A 16,459-nucleotide genomic window follows, 5' to 3' on the forward strand; every position below is an offset into this window, starting at 1 on the left:
AATCTTAATTAATCTAGGGCTTATTATGGCTTCAGGAACTATTTCTGTTGAGAATGGTTCGAGTGATGTCGTCGGTATGGATACCGCGTTCACATCCGAACTGAGCGTTGGCGATTATATCTTGTTTACGATTGGAGGAACCCTTTACACCTATCCTATATTGACGATTACAAGCGATACCGCTTTAACGTTTGCTGATGATTTCGATGGCCCGACAACAGCAAGTGTTTCGTTCAATTCAGTGCCACAAAACCAAATGGTTTCAATCCCGATGGATCTCGTTTATCAGACGACACGCGCCATACGCGGATTGAATCTTGATAAGGATAACTGGCAGCAAGTATTCAGTGTTGATGATGACATTACCGTTACCTTACCTGATGGAACTCAGTATTCAGGTGTTAGCTGGTTAGAGGCATCAAAGGGGATTGACCTCACCAATCTCGATACGATCAATGCGATTGCTGATCAGGTGAATTCAGATGCGACAACCGCCAGCGATGCAGCAACAGCGGCAAGCACATCTGAAACCAACGCAGCAACAAGCGCCAGTAATGCCGCGACAAGCGAACAGAATGCATCGAATAGCGCAACCGCCGCCGATCAAAGCGCAACCGATGCGCAAGCCTCAGCGGACTCTATCGGCGATGCTGTCGCTCAGGCAGCCGCAAGCGCTTCAGCGGCGTCAGATTCTGCAAGCGCCGCCGCAACATCAGAAAGTAATGCAGCCGATTCTGCCTCAGCCGCCAGTACAAGCGAAACCAATGCCGCGACAAGCGAAGCGAATGCTTTAACCTCTGAAAACAATGCTGCAACCTCTGAAAGTAATGCCAGCCGTTCAGCAGATGAAGCAGCGCAAAGCGCGTCAGATGCGAGTGATAGCGCAGCAGCAGCAGCAACCAGCGAAACAAATGCATCGAATTCAGCTGAAGGGATACAGGATGCGATGACCAATGCCGCACAAAGCGCGTCTGATGCGAGCGATAGCGCTGACCGTGCGGAAGCAGCCGCCGCCGATCTTGAGAATAATAATGCTCTCGCGGCTACGATTGATCATGTAGATTCAGATACAAATGATGTTTATTTTAAAGGCTCGTTAATAGCAGGTGAGAACGCAACAGAACCACAATCTTTCAATTCTATCTATTCTGATAGTGAATTAGGATCAACAGGTGATGTTGCTCAAGGTGGAGATTTAACCTCAACGTATCAGGTCAATCAAACTGATATCTCAGCAATCAGTTTGCATTCCACCTTTAATGACGGCTTAACAGCAGGAGGTGAAATCGTTCTTGTGGATTCAAGCGGTTCAGAGGATGTTACGACATCCTGGGTTTTACCGAATTTAGCAGGAACATTAATCACAAGTGAAGGATTAAACATCGATACCGTAAACGGTAATGATGTGACCTTTGAGGGTGCATTAGGTGTCGGTCGAGATGCCTCAGCAGATAATGAATTAGTCACTTTACGTCAATTACGCGCGGCTGTTGCTGGTGGTTCAAGCGATGGTTCAACCCTTAACGGGGTGATGAACAATTTTGTCGGTGCTGTAGAATGGTTTGTCGGAACGCGCGCGGCTTTACCCGCAGCACATTTGGCCGCAGATGGGCAACTTCTTAATCGCGCTGATTATCCTGACTTATGGGAAGCGATTTCTTCTGACATATTCCAAAGTATTGATGATGACACCTGGCAAGGAACGCGGACTTCTCGCGGGTCATATAGCACAGGGGACGGATCAACAACATTTCGAATGCCTGATTTGAATGGTCTCTTTGTACATCCCACTGATTCAACTTTGAATGCTATTGAGGGATTGTTCTTAAGGGGGGACGGTGGTAGCGAAGGGGGTGGAGTAGGAACAATTCGACCTTCAGCCGCACCGAATATTACTGGTTCATTTCAGCTTCATGCTGAGGGTGCAGCTAATATTATTGCAGGTTATACGGGATTCTGTGTAGGAGCTGAAGGTGACACCTCCAACTATAGAACTCCAGCAGATCTGACTACTCATGCTTCAGTTCGGTCATACGGAACCATGAGGTTTGACGCGTCAAATTCTAATTCAGCATATGGTAATACCTCAACGACTGAGGTTCGTCCGAATTCTGTTAAGGGCATTTGGCTGATTCGTGTGAGTGGGGTGTTTGAATCGGCAAGTACTGTTTTTAATGTCATCAATGCTGATGAAGATGAGCCTGGTTCTGGCGCTGTTGTATATGGAGGTTCAGTCACTAGCGAATATGATGTTGCGGGTGCGATAGAAACAACCTCCACATTTCGAGCAAGAACAACATTTGGAACCACCACCGCACGTTCATCGATCATTGAATCATCCGATGGAACGAATACGAATGTTTTAGCTATAAACTCTGGAGCGTCTGGTTCTGGGGGTGTTGGAACAGATATCATTGCCGAATCAGGTGAACTAGGGCTTTACAGTCGCGGTGGGGCGGTGATTCGTGCTCTCGATGATGGCTCCGTTCGCTTTCAGGATAGTGCGGGTGTAGGAAGAATGCACCTTTATAATGTCGGAATCGATATTGCTGGAAGAATAAACAGCGCAGATGTTATTATTTCCAGTAATCTTGCCACTGAATCAACAGGAAATGTCAGCAATAATGCTTTGATAATGACCGCAGCTGATACAAATTATAACTGTTACTTAGGTTATTATTTGGTTGCAGGAGAATATCATAGCTGGCGAACAATAATGAACGGAACAACGACGTTTCAGGTTCGCGGAGGAGCGCAAGGTTGTTATGCGGCATCATTTAATCAAACGTCAGATTCAAGATTAAAGTTTAATAAGAAATTCATAGAGAATAGTTTAGAGAAAACCGTCGGAATGAGGGGGATGACTTATGATAAAAATGGTCACGACTCGGCGGGTGTCATTGCTCAGGACATTGTTAAAGAATTTCCTCAAAGCTGTACTGAAGTTCCCCAACCAATTCAATTTTCTGATGGTTCAGTTCTTGAATCTTATCTAGCGCTCGACTATGGATGCATAACAGCACTTCATACCGAATCGATAAAAGAAATGCTTTTGATGATAAAAGACATTTTTGATGATCCGAATGGTGCCGGAAGAGATAAATTAAATGATTTATGCTCTAAAATTAACACCTCCTTAGATGACGAAATGATAAATAAGGGCGATACCTCCTATCATGATCTTCAGCCTGAAGAGACAAGCTGATTAATTCGCATAGAATGAGAGTTAATCAATTCCATCATTCTTAAAATGCTGTGAAAGAACCTACAAAAAAGAGGATCATTCACATGCATAGCTCACAGATCACCGTACTATTAAACGAGGACGATCAGAATCGGGACACGACTCATACCTTCATGACCTATGCGGGTGAGGCGTGTTCCATTCCTGGGTTCTTCATCCCAAAGCCGTTCAGGCTCTTCAAAGCCATTCACTGTAATGAGTACAGAATCATTTCAGATGAACCCAGACCAAAGACGTTGTTTTATATTAAGCTCTTTGATTTGGATCCTACCAAAGAGTTTATGCTTAAACGCATTTCCTCCCTGTCAAAAAAAATCACGCAATGCCTTGTCTGGAGTTCTCTTGTGCCGGGACATCGTGACGCCTTTCATTTCCTTGCCACCCGTTTCTTTGAGCATTTCCTTGATTCATTCAATATCGCCATCACACCAGGCCCGATGACATTATGCGGCGCGCATTTCTGGGAAGGTCGTTTACTGACCTCTTTCACACAATCTGATGTCTCAGTTTTCAGCTTGAAAGATACTGAGGGCGAATCCTCTATTGAAGAGATCCCGAACTGGATTGATTTTCAGATCGAATGGAGCGAATTCATCTATAAATCCTGTGAGGGCATCAATGATGATTCGGTGATCCTGATAAGCAAGGCTCGCCCTGATTACAGTGAACGTTTTTTGATTGGATAGAGTTAAAGCTTAAGGGAAGCTTAAATCATGAGCACCAGCAACATCATAATAATCACCATCGTTTTATATTTTTTGCCTTTGTGGCTCGCCTGGTACAACCTCAACCGCTTCAATTGCTGGTTCGATCGTCTGGCAGTCTGTGGACATTGGATCTGGACAGGATGGGTCGTCTTGCTGATAGATTACTGTTTTATGGGCTAAAAAAAACCGGCTTGGAGGATGATCCCTAAGCCGGAAGAGTCCAAAACGGTGATAGAAGTAACTCTTGATTTAATGAGGTTGTACTGTCGAGCTGGACAGAGAAGGCATTATTCACGAACATTTTCTTTGATGCGTATCAATCTGAGCTTAAACCGTCCTCTTTCTAACCCTTCCTCTCAATCACCTTGTAAACAAAAATGTTTACAACGAAAGCCCCTCCAACTAGTATGGCCTTAATGCAACAAAAATGTTTACAAGGCCGATCATGAACAAATCAGAGTTCTTTTCCCTGCTTGAGGATAACCAATCCGAAATCATCATGACGAACACGCGCATTCGATCCATCCAGCGCGGTTCAGTCGTGGAGGTGGTATTGTCGATTCAGGGTTATGGCGTCATCACCCTTTCGCGTCACAAACCAGGCAGTCAAAAACTCACTGAGAATGAAGTAAAGTTCGATCGCTGGTTTGCTGAATGGACAGAAACGGAATCCGAACCGATGTCGGTTTCGACACTCACCATTGAGCCTGTCGAAGTATCAGCTACAAACATTCATCACGATCTGTTCTTAGATGTTGAGTTCATATCGATGAAGGTTGTTCGTGAACGCGAGACGAAAAAAAAGCCGGGAGTCACCCCGGCGAAAGTCACACAGCAAAAGAAAATTGATAAGGATCATCCGCAGACGTCAACGCAATATCTTAACGCTTTGCGTTCAGTCTTTGCGAATTCAGATTATTACTTACTGAAAATCAGAGGAATACACAATCTGAGCGAAATCATCACCTATGTATTCATGTTGCGTCGAGGTGATGTCAGTTTTCTGTGTTTGTTTCATCAAACTGTCTCAGTTTTTCCTTTAGTAGTGGCTCAAAATACTCGCGCACCTCCGTAGGTAAGAGTTCGGTGATCGCTGCTATCTCTAATGCTTTAAGCAAGATGATGTCATTCACGCTTCTGTGTGGACATTCTGTCTGATAGGACATTGCCAGTTCTTCGACGGACGACTCATCCAGTTCAAATGAACCGGAGGATGTCTCTCGCACCAAATCAGACACAATAAGTTCGGTCATCAAATGTGATCGTTTAAGGACAGATTCGACGACTTTCTTTTCTTTGATATTGCCAGCGTATAGGATTAATCCGAACGTAATAACGAAACATTCAGTAATGACTGTTATCAGGTTATTAATATCTTCGTGAATCGTGCTGATATTTACATCAGGAGCGAAAGATTCGCTCGCCATCAAAAAATGTTCAGCAAGAAGTACCGCGCCAGCAATTGAAATTAATAAGCCAAATAGTCTAATCATAATGAGCGAATTCCTTAAGTGATTGAGTTTGTTAAGAATATGTTTTACCACGTCTAAAGAATTGCAAAATCACAAGCAATGCGATTTTTGATCTTTCGTATATTCAAATCACTTTCAGATCTGGCTGTTTGCTATTTTTGCCGGATGTTCCAGGGATAATCACTGAATTAATGAGGTTAAACGTATGGCCAATTTTAATTATAACGTCCGTGTATTAACTGTCATAGAAATGACATATTGGATTAATGACCACATCAAAACTGAAATTCAGGCCTCCGATGTTACAGTCGTAAGCGGTTATACCCACTGGCATTTTCAACGCTTATTCCGTGAGATTACAGGCTATACGCTTTCAGAGTATATCCGTATGTCCCGCGTGTTGAATGTCGCGACCGCCCTCGCGAACACTCACAAACGCATTACTCATATTTGTTATGACAATGGTTTCTCCAGTCAACAATCACTGGCGCGACTTTTCCGGCGTTATTGCGGATGCACTCCTTCTGAGTTCCGCGCTCGGGTCTCTCACGATCCTGATTACCTGGGTAATAAAATGTCTGAAATCATGAAAGCGAACACGATCGCGGCAACCTGCCAGTGTCCGACTTCAAACAAAAAATCGAAACGCTGGAGTCATGCGCTACCTCATACACCTGATTTAGCTCGCCTGACTGCTTAACACCTCAAGCGCTCTCTGAGCGCTTTTTATCTCCGCTATTCCTTTTCCCATTGTTAGACGATGACCATCATGAAAAAAGAACCAAACCCGCAAGAATTCGCCTACGCGACCACAGCGATCCTTTCCCTTATCGACTCAGTCGGTGCGCCCCTCAGAATCAAAGAGGTGAGGGCGGCGAAGAGTCTGATCCTGTCGAACACCGATCTCATTTTCAATTATGAATATGTTTTCAATCTGCGAGGGGAGTTTGAGGACAGGCTCAAGGAAGACCCTGAGCGCGCCACAAAGCAGATTTTGAGCGAGATAGGGTTCATGCGCCTCTCTCCTGATCAAGCCGCCTTAGCGATTGATATAGGCATCAAATATTTGAAGAAGAACCTTCGCATCACAAAAGAGAAGATAGAGATACTAGAACGAGCAGCGAAAAAGCTGAACGTCACATTCGAAAAGAATCTCTCGTTCTGGATTCGATAACAAAAAGGCGCTCATTGAGCGCCTTTTTATTATCTAGCAAAATACAGATTTCGATAATGCGAGTTTTTGTTTACGTCCCTCAATCCCGTTCTGACCACCATTAATGATTTGAGTGATATTTTGCACGTCATCCTTATCAGCATAATAATTAAGTCGATATGCGCCCCAATATGCAGCAGCAGAACGTGTGGCCATATCATGACGACACAGCAAGTCAGGGAAAGAGAGAACGTCAAAAGAAAGGTAATCCAGCAAGGCTGAATAGTTTCCTTTCCCGCTGGTTTGAATAAGTCCACGGCCACGATAATTATAACCGTCACCAGAATCGATATCGCCATTGCCGTTCATTTTCGAATAAACGATATTCCCTATCATTTTTTGATTCGCTGGATGGGCGTCAGTGCGGCCATATGCGCTTGCTTGTTCAGGAGTAATGCGACCGTGAAAGGTTGAGAGAAGACTAGCCTCAGAGTAATTCAGGGACTCTTCCACCTGAGAGAAACCAACAGACTCATAACCGATCTGAGCGATGAAATGCGCAATCCGAAGCGGGGTGATGATGTCAAAATTAATGAGGTTTTCCAGCAAAGAATCAAACCAGAAGTCGCGCAGGTAATCAGAGATCCCCGCTGCTTTTTGAAACTCGTTCGGGGTAAACATCGTGTTTGCTTTCCTCGACGTGACAAGAAAAAAGGAGGACATTTCGTCCTCCATTATGGCACATTGAGCAGCCCCGAAAGCTGGATTTCACGATTTTAGCGTTCGAAATGATACTGTAAGTTATTGATTTATTTGTAGTGGATCATCATGTTTTGTCATGAAAAGTCGTCTATTTATTAATCAGTGTTGTGAGTTATCTAATTGATTTTAAAGTGAAAACTTGCGGATGGAGCCACTATCAATCCAGTATCGATCCAGTATTGCGCATTGGCGTTGCCGGTGGCCGACAGCGTATTCAGTTTCAGACTCAGTTGCTCCAGCGGCACGCGCGTGCCATCGTCCATGCGCGCCTCGCTCAGCACCAGCCGCTCCGGGCCGAGGTTATCCGGCCCCGGTTGTACCGCCAGCCTGATGCGCAGCACGCTTTCGCCCGCTACCTGGCGCGCCAGCTGCGGATCGGTAATGCTCAGGCTGTAGAGCGGTGTCGCCGGCCAGCGGTCGTTCTCCAGCTGGCGGAAACCGAGGCAGACGTTACCGCGAATGCGGAAGCTGCTTTTACGGTCCAGCGCGAAGCTGTGGCTGTCGAGATCAATCTCGCTGTAGCACAGATTGTCATCGCTCAGCGTGGCGTTTTCATCCAGTACGCCAAGATAACGAATGGTCGAGTAGGGTTCAAAATCGCCGGCGCGGAACCAGAAGCTGCTGAGACGCAGATCGAGTGCCAGCAGACACAGCATGGCACCGACCGCCGCGGTGGATTTCGGGTTATCAATGCGCCCCTGTTTGTTGAACGGATACCAGTCGCTGGTGTGATACCCCTCCAGCGACAAAATGCGGCTGCCCGGCAGCGGCTGCAAATGACGCACCAGCGCCTGAATGCCCGGGAAGCGCGACGGGCGACCGGTCAGCAGCAGCACATCGCACTGATAGAGGGAAACCACTTCGCACATGGCGCGCAGCGCCGGGATGATCGCCATCCGGTGCTGCAGGAACTCAGCATGCAACTGCGCCATGCTCACCACCAGCGGCACGTCAAGCAGATCGAAACGGCTGTCGCCGCCGAGCGTGCGCTGAATCTCTCCGTTGACAAACGCCAGCACGCTGCTGGCTGGCTTCTGCGGCACCAGCTCGCCAAACAGCGCGTTAATTTCGCTGTGGCTGTCGAGCGGATTCCAGTTTTCATAGCGCTCCAGCACCGCCTGCGCCAGCGGAATAAACAGCTGCAGGGTGACCTGCTGGCGCAGCGTGGCCTGGCCGTCCATGCGGCTGTCGTGTCCAAACAGCTTGTTCATTAGCGGTTCCGCCAGCGCCAGGCCGGCTTTTTGCAGACTCTGCTGTAGCGCGGGCAGGATCCACAGCTGAATCACGTCCAGCAGAATGTCATCGCCGGCCACTTTAAACCCTTCCCGGAACAGCAGGCGCGGGGTGATTTTCACGTTGTTGCCCTGACCATCATCCAGACGATACTGGGTGATGGCGAGATCGGTGGTGCCGCCGCCGATATCAATCGAGGCGATGCGCAGGCTTTTGCCCGGCAGCTCATCCGCTTCGCGCGGGCGATCCGGACGCGCCATGCTGCTGAAGAAATCTTCCGCGCGACCGGCAAAGTTCACCTGGGTTTCGTTGAACAGCCACACCATCTGTCCGCAGGTGGCTTCATCCCACTCCATCTGCACATCCGGCACCGGCCGCAGGCTGTGTGCCTGGCTGGCGGCGTCAAACGCGGCGTCGGCCGGATGCCAGCCTTCGGCTTTCCACACCAGAGCGATGGCTTCCTGCATGCGGCGACGAAAAATTTCCCGCTCCGGCTTCGGCATGGCCGACGGCAGCGTGAGGATCACATGACGCAGCTGGCGCGGCGCCTGGCTTTGTGGCATACGCTGGCGCTGGGCCACGCTATTCATCTGCATCATGGCCTGCGCCAGCAGCTCACACAGCATAAAGGTCATCAGCGAGCTGCGGCTGTAGCTGGCAGAAAACACCGGCAGGCGGTCATCTTCCGGCAGGGCATGCAGCGGCTGCCCCTCATCGTTGAGCAACAGAGTAAACGGCAGCGCGGTGGCCTGCGGCTCGTCGCTGCCGCCGCTGGCGTTGAAGCGCCAGCCGGGCTGATAACGCGCTTCGTCCCATAAGTAGCGGCGCGGGCTGGAGAGGCCGGTGCTGCCCTCGGTGCCGGCGCGCTGCAGCGCCAGGCGGCTGGCTTCGCGACCGACGCGGGTTAGCGAGGGCCACATAAACGCGTTTTCGCGGCCGCTCTCCAGCGAGAAGTTGGCTTTGCCAAAGTGCGTTTCGGCAAACTCCAGTCGGCTATCGAACAGCTCGTTGTAGACCTGGTGCGGCTGCGACAGATCGCGCAGCTGCAGCTCATAAGTCTGGCGCAGGCCGTTGCTCTCTTCGGGGTGATCTTCCACCAGAATGCCGCAGGTGTGCGAGTTGCCGACGTCGAGAATGATATCCACGTTGACCGCCGGCGTTTGCGGTGAGGCCGCCTGGATGGTGATTTCTGCCAGATCGAGCTGTTCGCCCAGCAGTTCCAGCACGTTGAGATAGTGCGCCTGATATTCAAATTCGCGCAGCGCCTGGTTCACTTCCTGCTCGCGGCGTGATTCCAGCGCATACACCTGCTGGCTGAACGTCTCGCGCAGCCAGCCGTCAACCCAGGTGAGGTCGAGGAACTCGCCCAGTTCATAGTTGTGCCACGCCAGCGCAAAGCTGACGCCGTTCTGCGCATCGGCTTTGCTCAACCCCAGCTGCTCACCGCCGTCCGCGTCGGCCACCAGGCGCGTATCAAAGGCGAGGGTGATGCGATGGGTATTACCCGCCGCGTCGGGCTGGCTGAGCGGCGCAAGGCGCAGACGCGCCCAGTTATCCGGGCCACCGATAAAACGACGGCCGCTGGAACAGCGCAGCACCGGCAGCGGCAGCCACTGCCCGGCCAGCAGCGTCAGGGAATCGGCCAGCGCGATATCGGTCTCCGGGCGCACTACCTCAGCGGCACCGCCATCCTGCGGATAGAGCAGAAACTTGCCGCTGTTGCCATCAACGTTGAGGCGCAGCAGCGGGCCGTTGGCGGTCTGGCGCACAAACTGCCGCCGCGCCTGTAACGCGGGCAGGCGCAGACCAAAATCAAGAAACTGCACACCGCTGTCTTCGATCAGCGTGATTTTCTGTTTGTCATCAATCAGGGGAGCCAACATGGTTACTTACTCTCACGCTTAATCGTCAACGGGAACACCTGATCGGCGCCATACTGCGCCGTACAGCTGGCAATGCCATCACCGGCTTTGCACACCAGCTCCGGCATGCGATAGCGTGATTTATCGCTGCAGCTGGCAGTATAGCGGCTGCGCACTACCATGGTGCCGGCGCTGGTCATGGCAGCGGTGACATCGGCTTTACAGCGAATATTGTCGCCCTGGGTAATCACTGCGCTGCCTTTACCGTTGCGGATCTGATAGCGCAGGCTCGGCGGCTTGCCGGTCGGCAGATTGGTCTGACGCAGCGTCACGCGCCAGGTACCATTGATAAATTTCACCGAGCCAAGGCGCGCGTCATCGGCCGTCATCACCAGATCGTCCGCTTTGGCCGGTTCGGTATGTTCCGCTACGACCTCCGGCGGTGCCGGTGGGGCAGCCGGTGCCGGCGCAGGCGTCACCGTCGCACTGCTGTGCGGCAGCGTGGCGGCCAGCGTCTGTGCTTTCGCCAGCATCGCCGGGGCCAGCGCGGGCGCGGCGCTGACCACAGGCACGGTTTCGGTTTCTGCCGGCTGGACCGGCGCGTCGTGTAACCAGAAGGCCACACCCGCTGCGGCGGCAGCGGCCAGAGGCAGCACCAGCAGCAGCGGGCGCAGTGCGGATTTCTTCCGCGCGGGCGCGTCGGCGACAACGCTCAGCGGTGCGGGTTCGGGCTGTGGTTCGGGTTCCGCCAGCAGTTCCGGCTCGGGCTCCGCCACAACGGGGGCCGCAACCGGTTCAGGCGCAGCAGCCCTTTCTGGCTCCGGCGCGGGCACCACCAGCGGCGGCAGCTCTTCATCAAGGCTGTCGCGCAGGCAGGCCAGCGCATCATCACGCGTGCGCGCCTGCGGGTCGACAAAGCCCCAGAAGGTGATCACCGGCTTGCCATCCACCAGATAGACGTATTGCTGATCGGGAAACTGCAGCGTCTTTGCCAGCAGCGCCCCAAACAGGCGCATCGCCGGATTGTCGGCATCCCGGGCGCGCAGGCTGAGCGCCTGCAAATCCTGCTGATTAAGGGTGAGCTGATCCAGCGCCTGACGCTTTTCGCGATCGCTGGCCGCCAGCCAGGATTTCACTTTGCCGCTGAATGGCGCGTACCAGTCAAGGCGGTCACCGCGCTCGTTGGCCTGCGGGATCGCGAGGCAGTTGGCCAGAGTCGTCTGGCGGCGCAAACGTAATGTTTCGCGAATTTGCAGGGCAGAAGCCCAGACCGGCTGGCCGTTCTCCCCCAGTGCCAGTAACGCGTCGAGATTGCCGCTGCGCAGAAAAGTTTTTGCCACTCGTTGGGCCCTTATCGGTGGTTATCTGAAGCCAAACATCGGGTGTGATGGGCGATGGTAGTGATCTTAAGCCAAATGCGCCGCAATCAAACGGGGGAAAAAGGGGGGGAAACAGGGCGTTATTCCCCCCACGGTACGCGGGGTGGTGAAATGTTAACCGTTCCGGCGCGGGCTGAGCAGCAAATGGGTGAGGACGCCCCCGATCAGGCCCCAGAACGCCGAGCCGACGCCGAGCAGGGAGATGCCGCTGGCGGTGATCAGGAATGCCACGATGGCGCTGTCACGTTGCGCGGGTTCCGCCAGCGCGCGCTGCAGACTGCCGGCCAGCGTGGCCAGCAGTGCCAGACCGGCCAGCGTGGCGATCAGCACCGGCGGCAATGCGCTGAGCATCACGGCGATCAGCGCGCCGGTAAAGCCGGTCAGCAGATAGAACACGCCCGCCAGCGCGGAAGCCACCCAGCGGCGCGCCGGGTCCGGATCGACATCATCGCCCATGCAGATCGCGGCGGTGATCGCCGCAATACACACCGAAAAGCCACCGAACGGCGACAGCAGTAGCGCGATCAGGCCGGTCCAGCCGGTGAGCGCGGAGACCGGCGGCCGGTAACCATGCGCCTGCAGCGTGGCAATACCGGGCGCATTCTGCGACGCCATGGTCACCAGGAAGTAGGGCAAGCCGACGCCAATCAGCGCGGCAGGATTAAAGTGCGGCATGATAAATTCCGGCACGCTCAGCGTTAGCGCATGAGGCGGAAAGTGGATGGTGCGCTGACCCAGCGCCACCAGCACGCCCGTCACCAGCGCCAGCAGAATGGCATAACGCGGCAGCCAGCGGCGGCCCAGCAGCCACACCAGACACATGCTGCCGCACAGGGCAAAATGATCCTGTAAGCCGCTGAAGGTGCCGATGCCAAATCGCAGCAGAATCCCCGCCAGCATCGCGGCCGCCAGCGACTGGGGAATATGGTTCATCAGCCGGGCAAACAGGCCGGTCACGCCGCTCAGCACAATCAGCAGATTGGTCGCGACAAACACCCCGACCACTTCATTGAGCGTCAGGCCGTGCACGCTGGTGGCCAGCAGCGCGGCACCCGGCGTCGACCAGGCGGCGAGCACCGGCATCCGCGTCCACAGCGACAGGCCGAGTGACGCCAGTCCCATGCCCACGCCCAGCATCGACAGCCAGCCGCCAATCTGCGCCGGTGAGGCGCCTGCGGCCTGTGCCGCCTGGAAGATCAGCGCCGCGGTGCTGCTGTAGCCGACCAGCACGGCGATCAGGCCGGAAATCAGCATCGGAAAGGAAAAAGCCGGACGAACAGTCGCAGTGGTCATGGAATCACATCCTGTTGTGCGTTATAACGCACATTGTGGCACGCACGGTATGGCGCGCACAAGTGGTACACTGCGCGCCCGCTTTTCAGGAGAATTCATGGAAAATCTGCATCAACATCTCAGCCAGGCGCTGAAGCAGCTGCGTCAGGCCAATGGCTGGAGCCTGACGCTGGCGGCGGCGCGCACCGGCGTGAGTAAAGCCATGCTCGGTCAGATTGAGCGCGGCGAGTCGAGTCCAACGATCGCCACGCTATGGAAAATCGCCACCGGCTTTAATGTGCCGTTCTCCTTTTTTGTGCAGAGCGGGGCGCAGCCGTCGGGCGATGTGGCGACCTTCAGCCAGCCCAATGCACAAATGCAGGTGAAGCCGCTGCTGCCGTATGACGCGCGTTTGCGCTTCGATCTGCTGGAAGTGACGCTGGCGGCGGGCGCGCAAAGCGATTCGTCAGCGCACGAAAGCGGGGTGATTGAGCAGGTGGTGGTGCTGGAAGGTGAGCTGTTGCTGGGCATGGCGGGCAGCTGGCGTCGCCTGCAGGCCGGAGAAGCCAGCCAGTTCGCCGCCGATCAGCCGCACAGCTACCGCAATCCGCTGGCCAGCCCGTTGCGCTTTCATAGCCTGATTCACTATTTGCAGCGCAGCTGAGCGGCGGGATACACAATTACAAATTGATACGAAGGCAAACTACACAGTTTACCTGCGTATTTATATACTGCGGTCTCATCAGTAAAGGAGAAGGGCGATGAGCGAGCTGATTAGCGCCGCTGCCGCGTTACGCAGCATCAATGGCAAACTGATGCGCCGCCTGCGTGAATCGGCCCCGCCGGGCGATCTCACCTGGCCGCAGGTTTCCGTGCTGGGGTATCTGGTGCGCGACGGCGCAATGACGGTGACCGAGCTGGCCGCGCGCGAAGGGGTGCGCAGCCAGTCAATGAGTGCCACGGTCGCCAGCCTGCAGACGCTGGGCCTGGTACAGGGCGTGGCCGATGCGAAGGATGGCCGCAAAACCCGTTATCAGCCTACCGCTGCCTGCCTGCAGCTCATCGCCAGCAATCGCGCCCAGCGTGACGACTGGTTGCTGCACAGTATCAGCAGCCTGCTCAGCCCGCAGGAACAGCAAACACTGCTGGCCGCCATTCCCTTACTGCAACGACTCGCTGACCACTAATTTGAGAGGACTCACCATGGCTGTCACCACGTTAGATGCCCAAACCGCCCTGATTGTCATCGACCTGCAGCACGGCATCGTCCGCCTGCCGGTTACGCCGCGCCATCCGGATGAAGTGATTGCACGCGCCACGCAGCTGACGCAGGCGTTTCGCGCGAAACAGCTGCCGGTGGTGCTGGTGAACGTGGCGGGCGGCGCGCCGGGCCGCAATCAGCAGCCGCGTCACGATGCTGCTCTGCCGGCAGACTGGGCGGTGCTGGTGCCGGAAATGACACCGCAGCCGGGCGATATCAGCGTAACGAAAAAAACCTGGGGCGCGTTCCACAATACCGATCTGCACCAGCAGCTGCAGCAGCGTGGCGTAACGCAGGTGGTGGTGTGCGGGATTGCCACCAGTATCGGCGTGGAATCCACGGCGCGTCAGGCGTACGAGCTGGGCTACAACGTCACGCTGGCGACCGATGCGATGAGCTGCCTGAACGCCGAAACCCACCACAACAGCATTGAGCGCCTCTTCCCGCGCCTCGGCGAAACCGGCACCACTGACGAAATCCTCGCGCTGCTGAACTGATCTTTTCCCTCCAGGGCTGGTACTGCCGGCCCTGTTCTCAATATTTTCCTGCCGCAGCCAACCGTCTTCTGGCGGATGTCATCCTGCTGTTAAGCATTCTCTGTTACGGGAATGCTGCATCAGGTCTGAATCAGAAATCGGTCCTGTTATGGAAAAAATCTCGCTTTTAACTCAAGTGCAGCACCCAGGAGGGCTATCAATACACCACAGATGAAACTGGTGAAATGTGCGTAATAAAGCGCAGATATCCAGCCGATAGATTTGCCCTTGTTATCATCAAAAAAATCATAGGCGCTACTATCGCGGTTAAGGAAAAAAACTTTCTTTTTTTTCATAATGCCCATAAAGAAATATGACATGGGCGCAGCGCCAAAAAACCCCACGAGACAATGAAATGAATAGGGAGCCGGGAATACATGTCTTTTTTGAAACTCTTCCAAAAGCGTGTAATATTTCTTTCTGTTATAAGCATAAATCAGTATAGATAATAAGAAGCTGGCTAAACATAGCCCAATGATAAATATGCCAAGAAATTTTATCGTCATTTATAAGCCCATATGATTATAAAAAGCGTCGACACCCCAGTTCATAAACTCCCCGGCTGCATAACCAGCAGCAACTGAACCGACCGCGGCGCAGGCAACGCCTCCCACTCCTGCCGTGGCTATCCCGATAGCCGTGCAAAAACTCAGGCCAATCGCCGATCCTGCAGCGCCAGCGCCAATACCCGCAGCGGTTGAGAGTCCAAATTTCGAATACTGTCTAAACGCAGATCTACTGCACTCACCCTCACGTCCAACCGTACAGGCCTTCATAACATCATTCGTCGCCCCGGCAAAAGAAAACGCAATACCCACATAGCCGCCCATCTTAAGAAAACGTGCCGCTTTGGCGGCATTACCGACATAGGTTGAATAGCCTGGTATGCCTCCCAAACCCACAGTCGACCACTCATGTACTATTGAGCGACTTGAAAGGTTTAGCGCTCGTTTCATATTTTCGTACTGCTGGAATTTAATGGTATAGCGGGAGAGGTTTTTGAGTACAGGCTTATTGACTAGTTCTTTTAATTGATTCAGCAATTGATTACGCTCAACAAAGAACTGCTGGCTAATGAGGGTTCCCTGTGCGCGAAACTGATTCTGATAACTGGCCTCTATTTTTATTAACGTCTGCTCTATTGCACTGAAATATTTTGCTCCGGCATCCCCTGTGATACCAAAAATCTGATTGCCGGCACTCGTTAATGCAGCAATGGTGGCATAATGTTTTTGCATAAAATCCGCTTCATTAACACTGACGCCAATTAATGCATTGTTAATTCTGTGCTTAGCCTGTCTCAAAGCTGTCAAGGCATGCAGCGTAAGAGGAGCCTGAGTTTCAGGATCGGCGACGATTAATATCTGTCCCGGCCTTAACCAGGGCGTATCAGCGTTCAACTGCATAAACATGGTAACTGCTGGAGCACGGGTGTCGCGAAACAATTCTCTGGCCTGGTACTCCAGCGATCCAGCGCGTTCGACAACACAATATCCCGGGGCGATGTTACGTGTCATGAATCCTTTCTCCCTTCCCTGACTAACATCCTGCACGCCTGACTGCAGCAAACAATATAAG

At 52.9% G+C, this 16,459-nt stretch carries 15 protein-coding genes; 8 read left to right on the forward strand and 7 right to left on the reverse strand.

The window, feature by feature from the left end; translation table 11 throughout:
• Positions 1-25 precede the first annotated feature (25 nt).
• The 3 genes from F3J36_RS03165 (at position 26) to F3J36_RS03175 (ending at position 5,026) form a co-directional block, all read left to right on the forward strand.
• Positions 26-3,205 carry a tail fiber domain-containing protein gene (locus F3J36_RS03165; RefSeq protein WP_166718905.1) on the forward strand — a complete coding sequence of 1,060 codons (3,180 nt, stop codon included), beginning with the start codon at positions 26-28 and terminating at the stop codon, positions 3,203-3,205.
• 83 nt (positions 3,206-3,288) lie between these two features.
• Positions 3,289-3,930, forward strand: coding sequence for a hypothetical protein (locus F3J36_RS03170; RefSeq protein ID WP_166718906.1), 642 nt, complete (start codon positions 3,289-3,291; stop codon positions 3,928-3,930).
• Between the two features lie 466 nt (positions 3,931-4,396).
• Positions 4,397-5,026, forward strand: coding sequence for a hypothetical protein (locus F3J36_RS03175; RefSeq protein WP_166718907.1), 630 nt, complete (start codon positions 4,397-4,399; stop codon positions 5,024-5,026).
• On the opposite strand, the gene F3J36_RS03180 is transcribed toward F3J36_RS03175, so the two are convergent.
• Positions 4,947-5,444 carry a hypothetical protein gene (locus tag F3J36_RS03180; RefSeq protein ID WP_166718908.1) on the reverse strand — a complete coding sequence of 166 codons (498 nt, stop codon included), beginning with the start codon at positions 5,442-5,444 and terminating at the stop codon, positions 4,947-4,949. The two genes, F3J36_RS03175 and F3J36_RS03180, sit on opposite strands and share 80 nt — an antisense overlap.
• Before the next feature lie 184 nt (positions 5,445-5,628).
• On the opposite strand from F3J36_RS03180, the gene F3J36_RS03185 reads away from it, so the two are divergent.
• Positions 5,629-6,123 (forward strand): AraC family transcriptional regulator, encoded by a 495-nt coding sequence (locus tag F3J36_RS03185; RefSeq protein ID WP_166718909.1) that lies wholly within the window; start codon positions 5,629-5,631, stop codon positions 6,121-6,123.
• Positions 6,124-6,192: 69 nt separating this feature from the next.
• Positions 6,193-6,597 (forward strand): hypothetical protein, encoded by a 405-nt coding sequence (locus tag F3J36_RS03190; RefSeq protein WP_166718910.1) that lies wholly within the window; start codon positions 6,193-6,195, stop codon positions 6,595-6,597.
• 33 nt (positions 6,598-6,630) lie between these two features.
• Here the strand turns inward: F3J36_RS03190 and F3J36_RS03195 are convergent, their stop codons facing one another.
• The 4 genes from F3J36_RS03195 to F3J36_RS03210 form a co-directional block, all read right to left on the reverse strand.
• Positions 6,631-7,257: a glycoside hydrolase family 19 protein gene (locus F3J36_RS03195; RefSeq protein ID WP_166718911.1), complete on the reverse strand. Its 627-nt coding sequence runs from the start codon at positions 7,255-7,257 to the stop codon at positions 6,631-6,633.
• Between the two features lie 197 nt (positions 7,258-7,454).
• A complete protein-coding gene (locus F3J36_RS03200) occupies positions 7,455-10,454 on the reverse strand; it encodes a virulence factor SrfB (protein ID WP_166718912.1) in 3,000 nt (999 codons plus the stop codon).
• 2 nt (positions 10,455-10,456) lie between these two features.
• Positions 10,457-11,773: an SrfA family protein gene (locus F3J36_RS03205; RefSeq protein ID WP_166718913.1), complete on the reverse strand. Its 1,317-nt coding sequence runs from the start codon at positions 11,771-11,773 to the stop codon at positions 10,457-10,459.
• Positions 11,774-11,926: 153 nt separating this feature from the next.
• Positions 11,927-13,105, reverse strand: coding sequence for a benzoate/H(+) symporter BenE family transporter (locus tag F3J36_RS03210; protein ID WP_166718914.1), 1,179 nt, complete (start codon positions 13,103-13,105; stop codon positions 11,927-11,929).
• A 97-nt stretch (positions 13,106-13,202) separates the two neighbouring features.
• Between F3J36_RS03210 and F3J36_RS03215 the strand changes: the two genes are divergently transcribed.
• The 3 genes from F3J36_RS03215 to F3J36_RS03225 all read left to right on the forward strand — a co-directional run bounded on the left by F3J36_RS03215 (position 13,203) and on the right by F3J36_RS03225 (position 14,842).
• A complete protein-coding gene (locus F3J36_RS03215) occupies positions 13,203-13,748 on the forward strand; it encodes a helix-turn-helix domain-containing protein (protein ID WP_021506147.1) in 546 nt (181 codons plus the stop codon).
• Between the two features lie 97 nt (positions 13,749-13,845).
• A complete protein-coding gene (locus tag F3J36_RS03220) occupies positions 13,846-14,271 on the forward strand; it encodes a MarR family winged helix-turn-helix transcriptional regulator (protein WP_166718915.1) in 426 nt (141 codons plus the stop codon).
• Between the two features lie 16 nt (positions 14,272-14,287).
• Positions 14,288-14,842 (forward strand): isochorismatase family protein, encoded by a 555-nt coding sequence (locus F3J36_RS03225; protein WP_166718916.1) that lies wholly within the window; start codon positions 14,288-14,290, stop codon positions 14,840-14,842.
• Between the two features lie 146 nt (positions 14,843-14,988).
• On the opposite strand, the gene F3J36_RS03230 is transcribed toward F3J36_RS03225, so the two are convergent.
• Positions 14,989-15,387 carry a hypothetical protein gene (locus F3J36_RS03230; RefSeq protein WP_247653122.1) on the reverse strand — a complete coding sequence of 133 codons (399 nt, stop codon included), beginning with the start codon at positions 15,385-15,387 and terminating at the stop codon, positions 14,989-14,991.
• The gene (locus F3J36_RS03235; RefSeq protein WP_166718917.1) at positions 15,388-16,398 is read right to left on the reverse strand and encodes a hypothetical protein; all 1,011 of its coding nucleotides are present in this window, start codon (positions 16,396-16,398) and stop codon (positions 15,388-15,390) included.
• Between the last annotated feature and the right edge of the window lie 61 nt (positions 16,399-16,459).

The organism is Pantoea sp. Cy-640 (genome assembly GCF_011752635.1).
GTDB lineage: Bacteria > Pseudomonadota > Gammaproteobacteria > Enterobacterales > Enterobacteriaceae > Pantoea > Pantoea dispersa.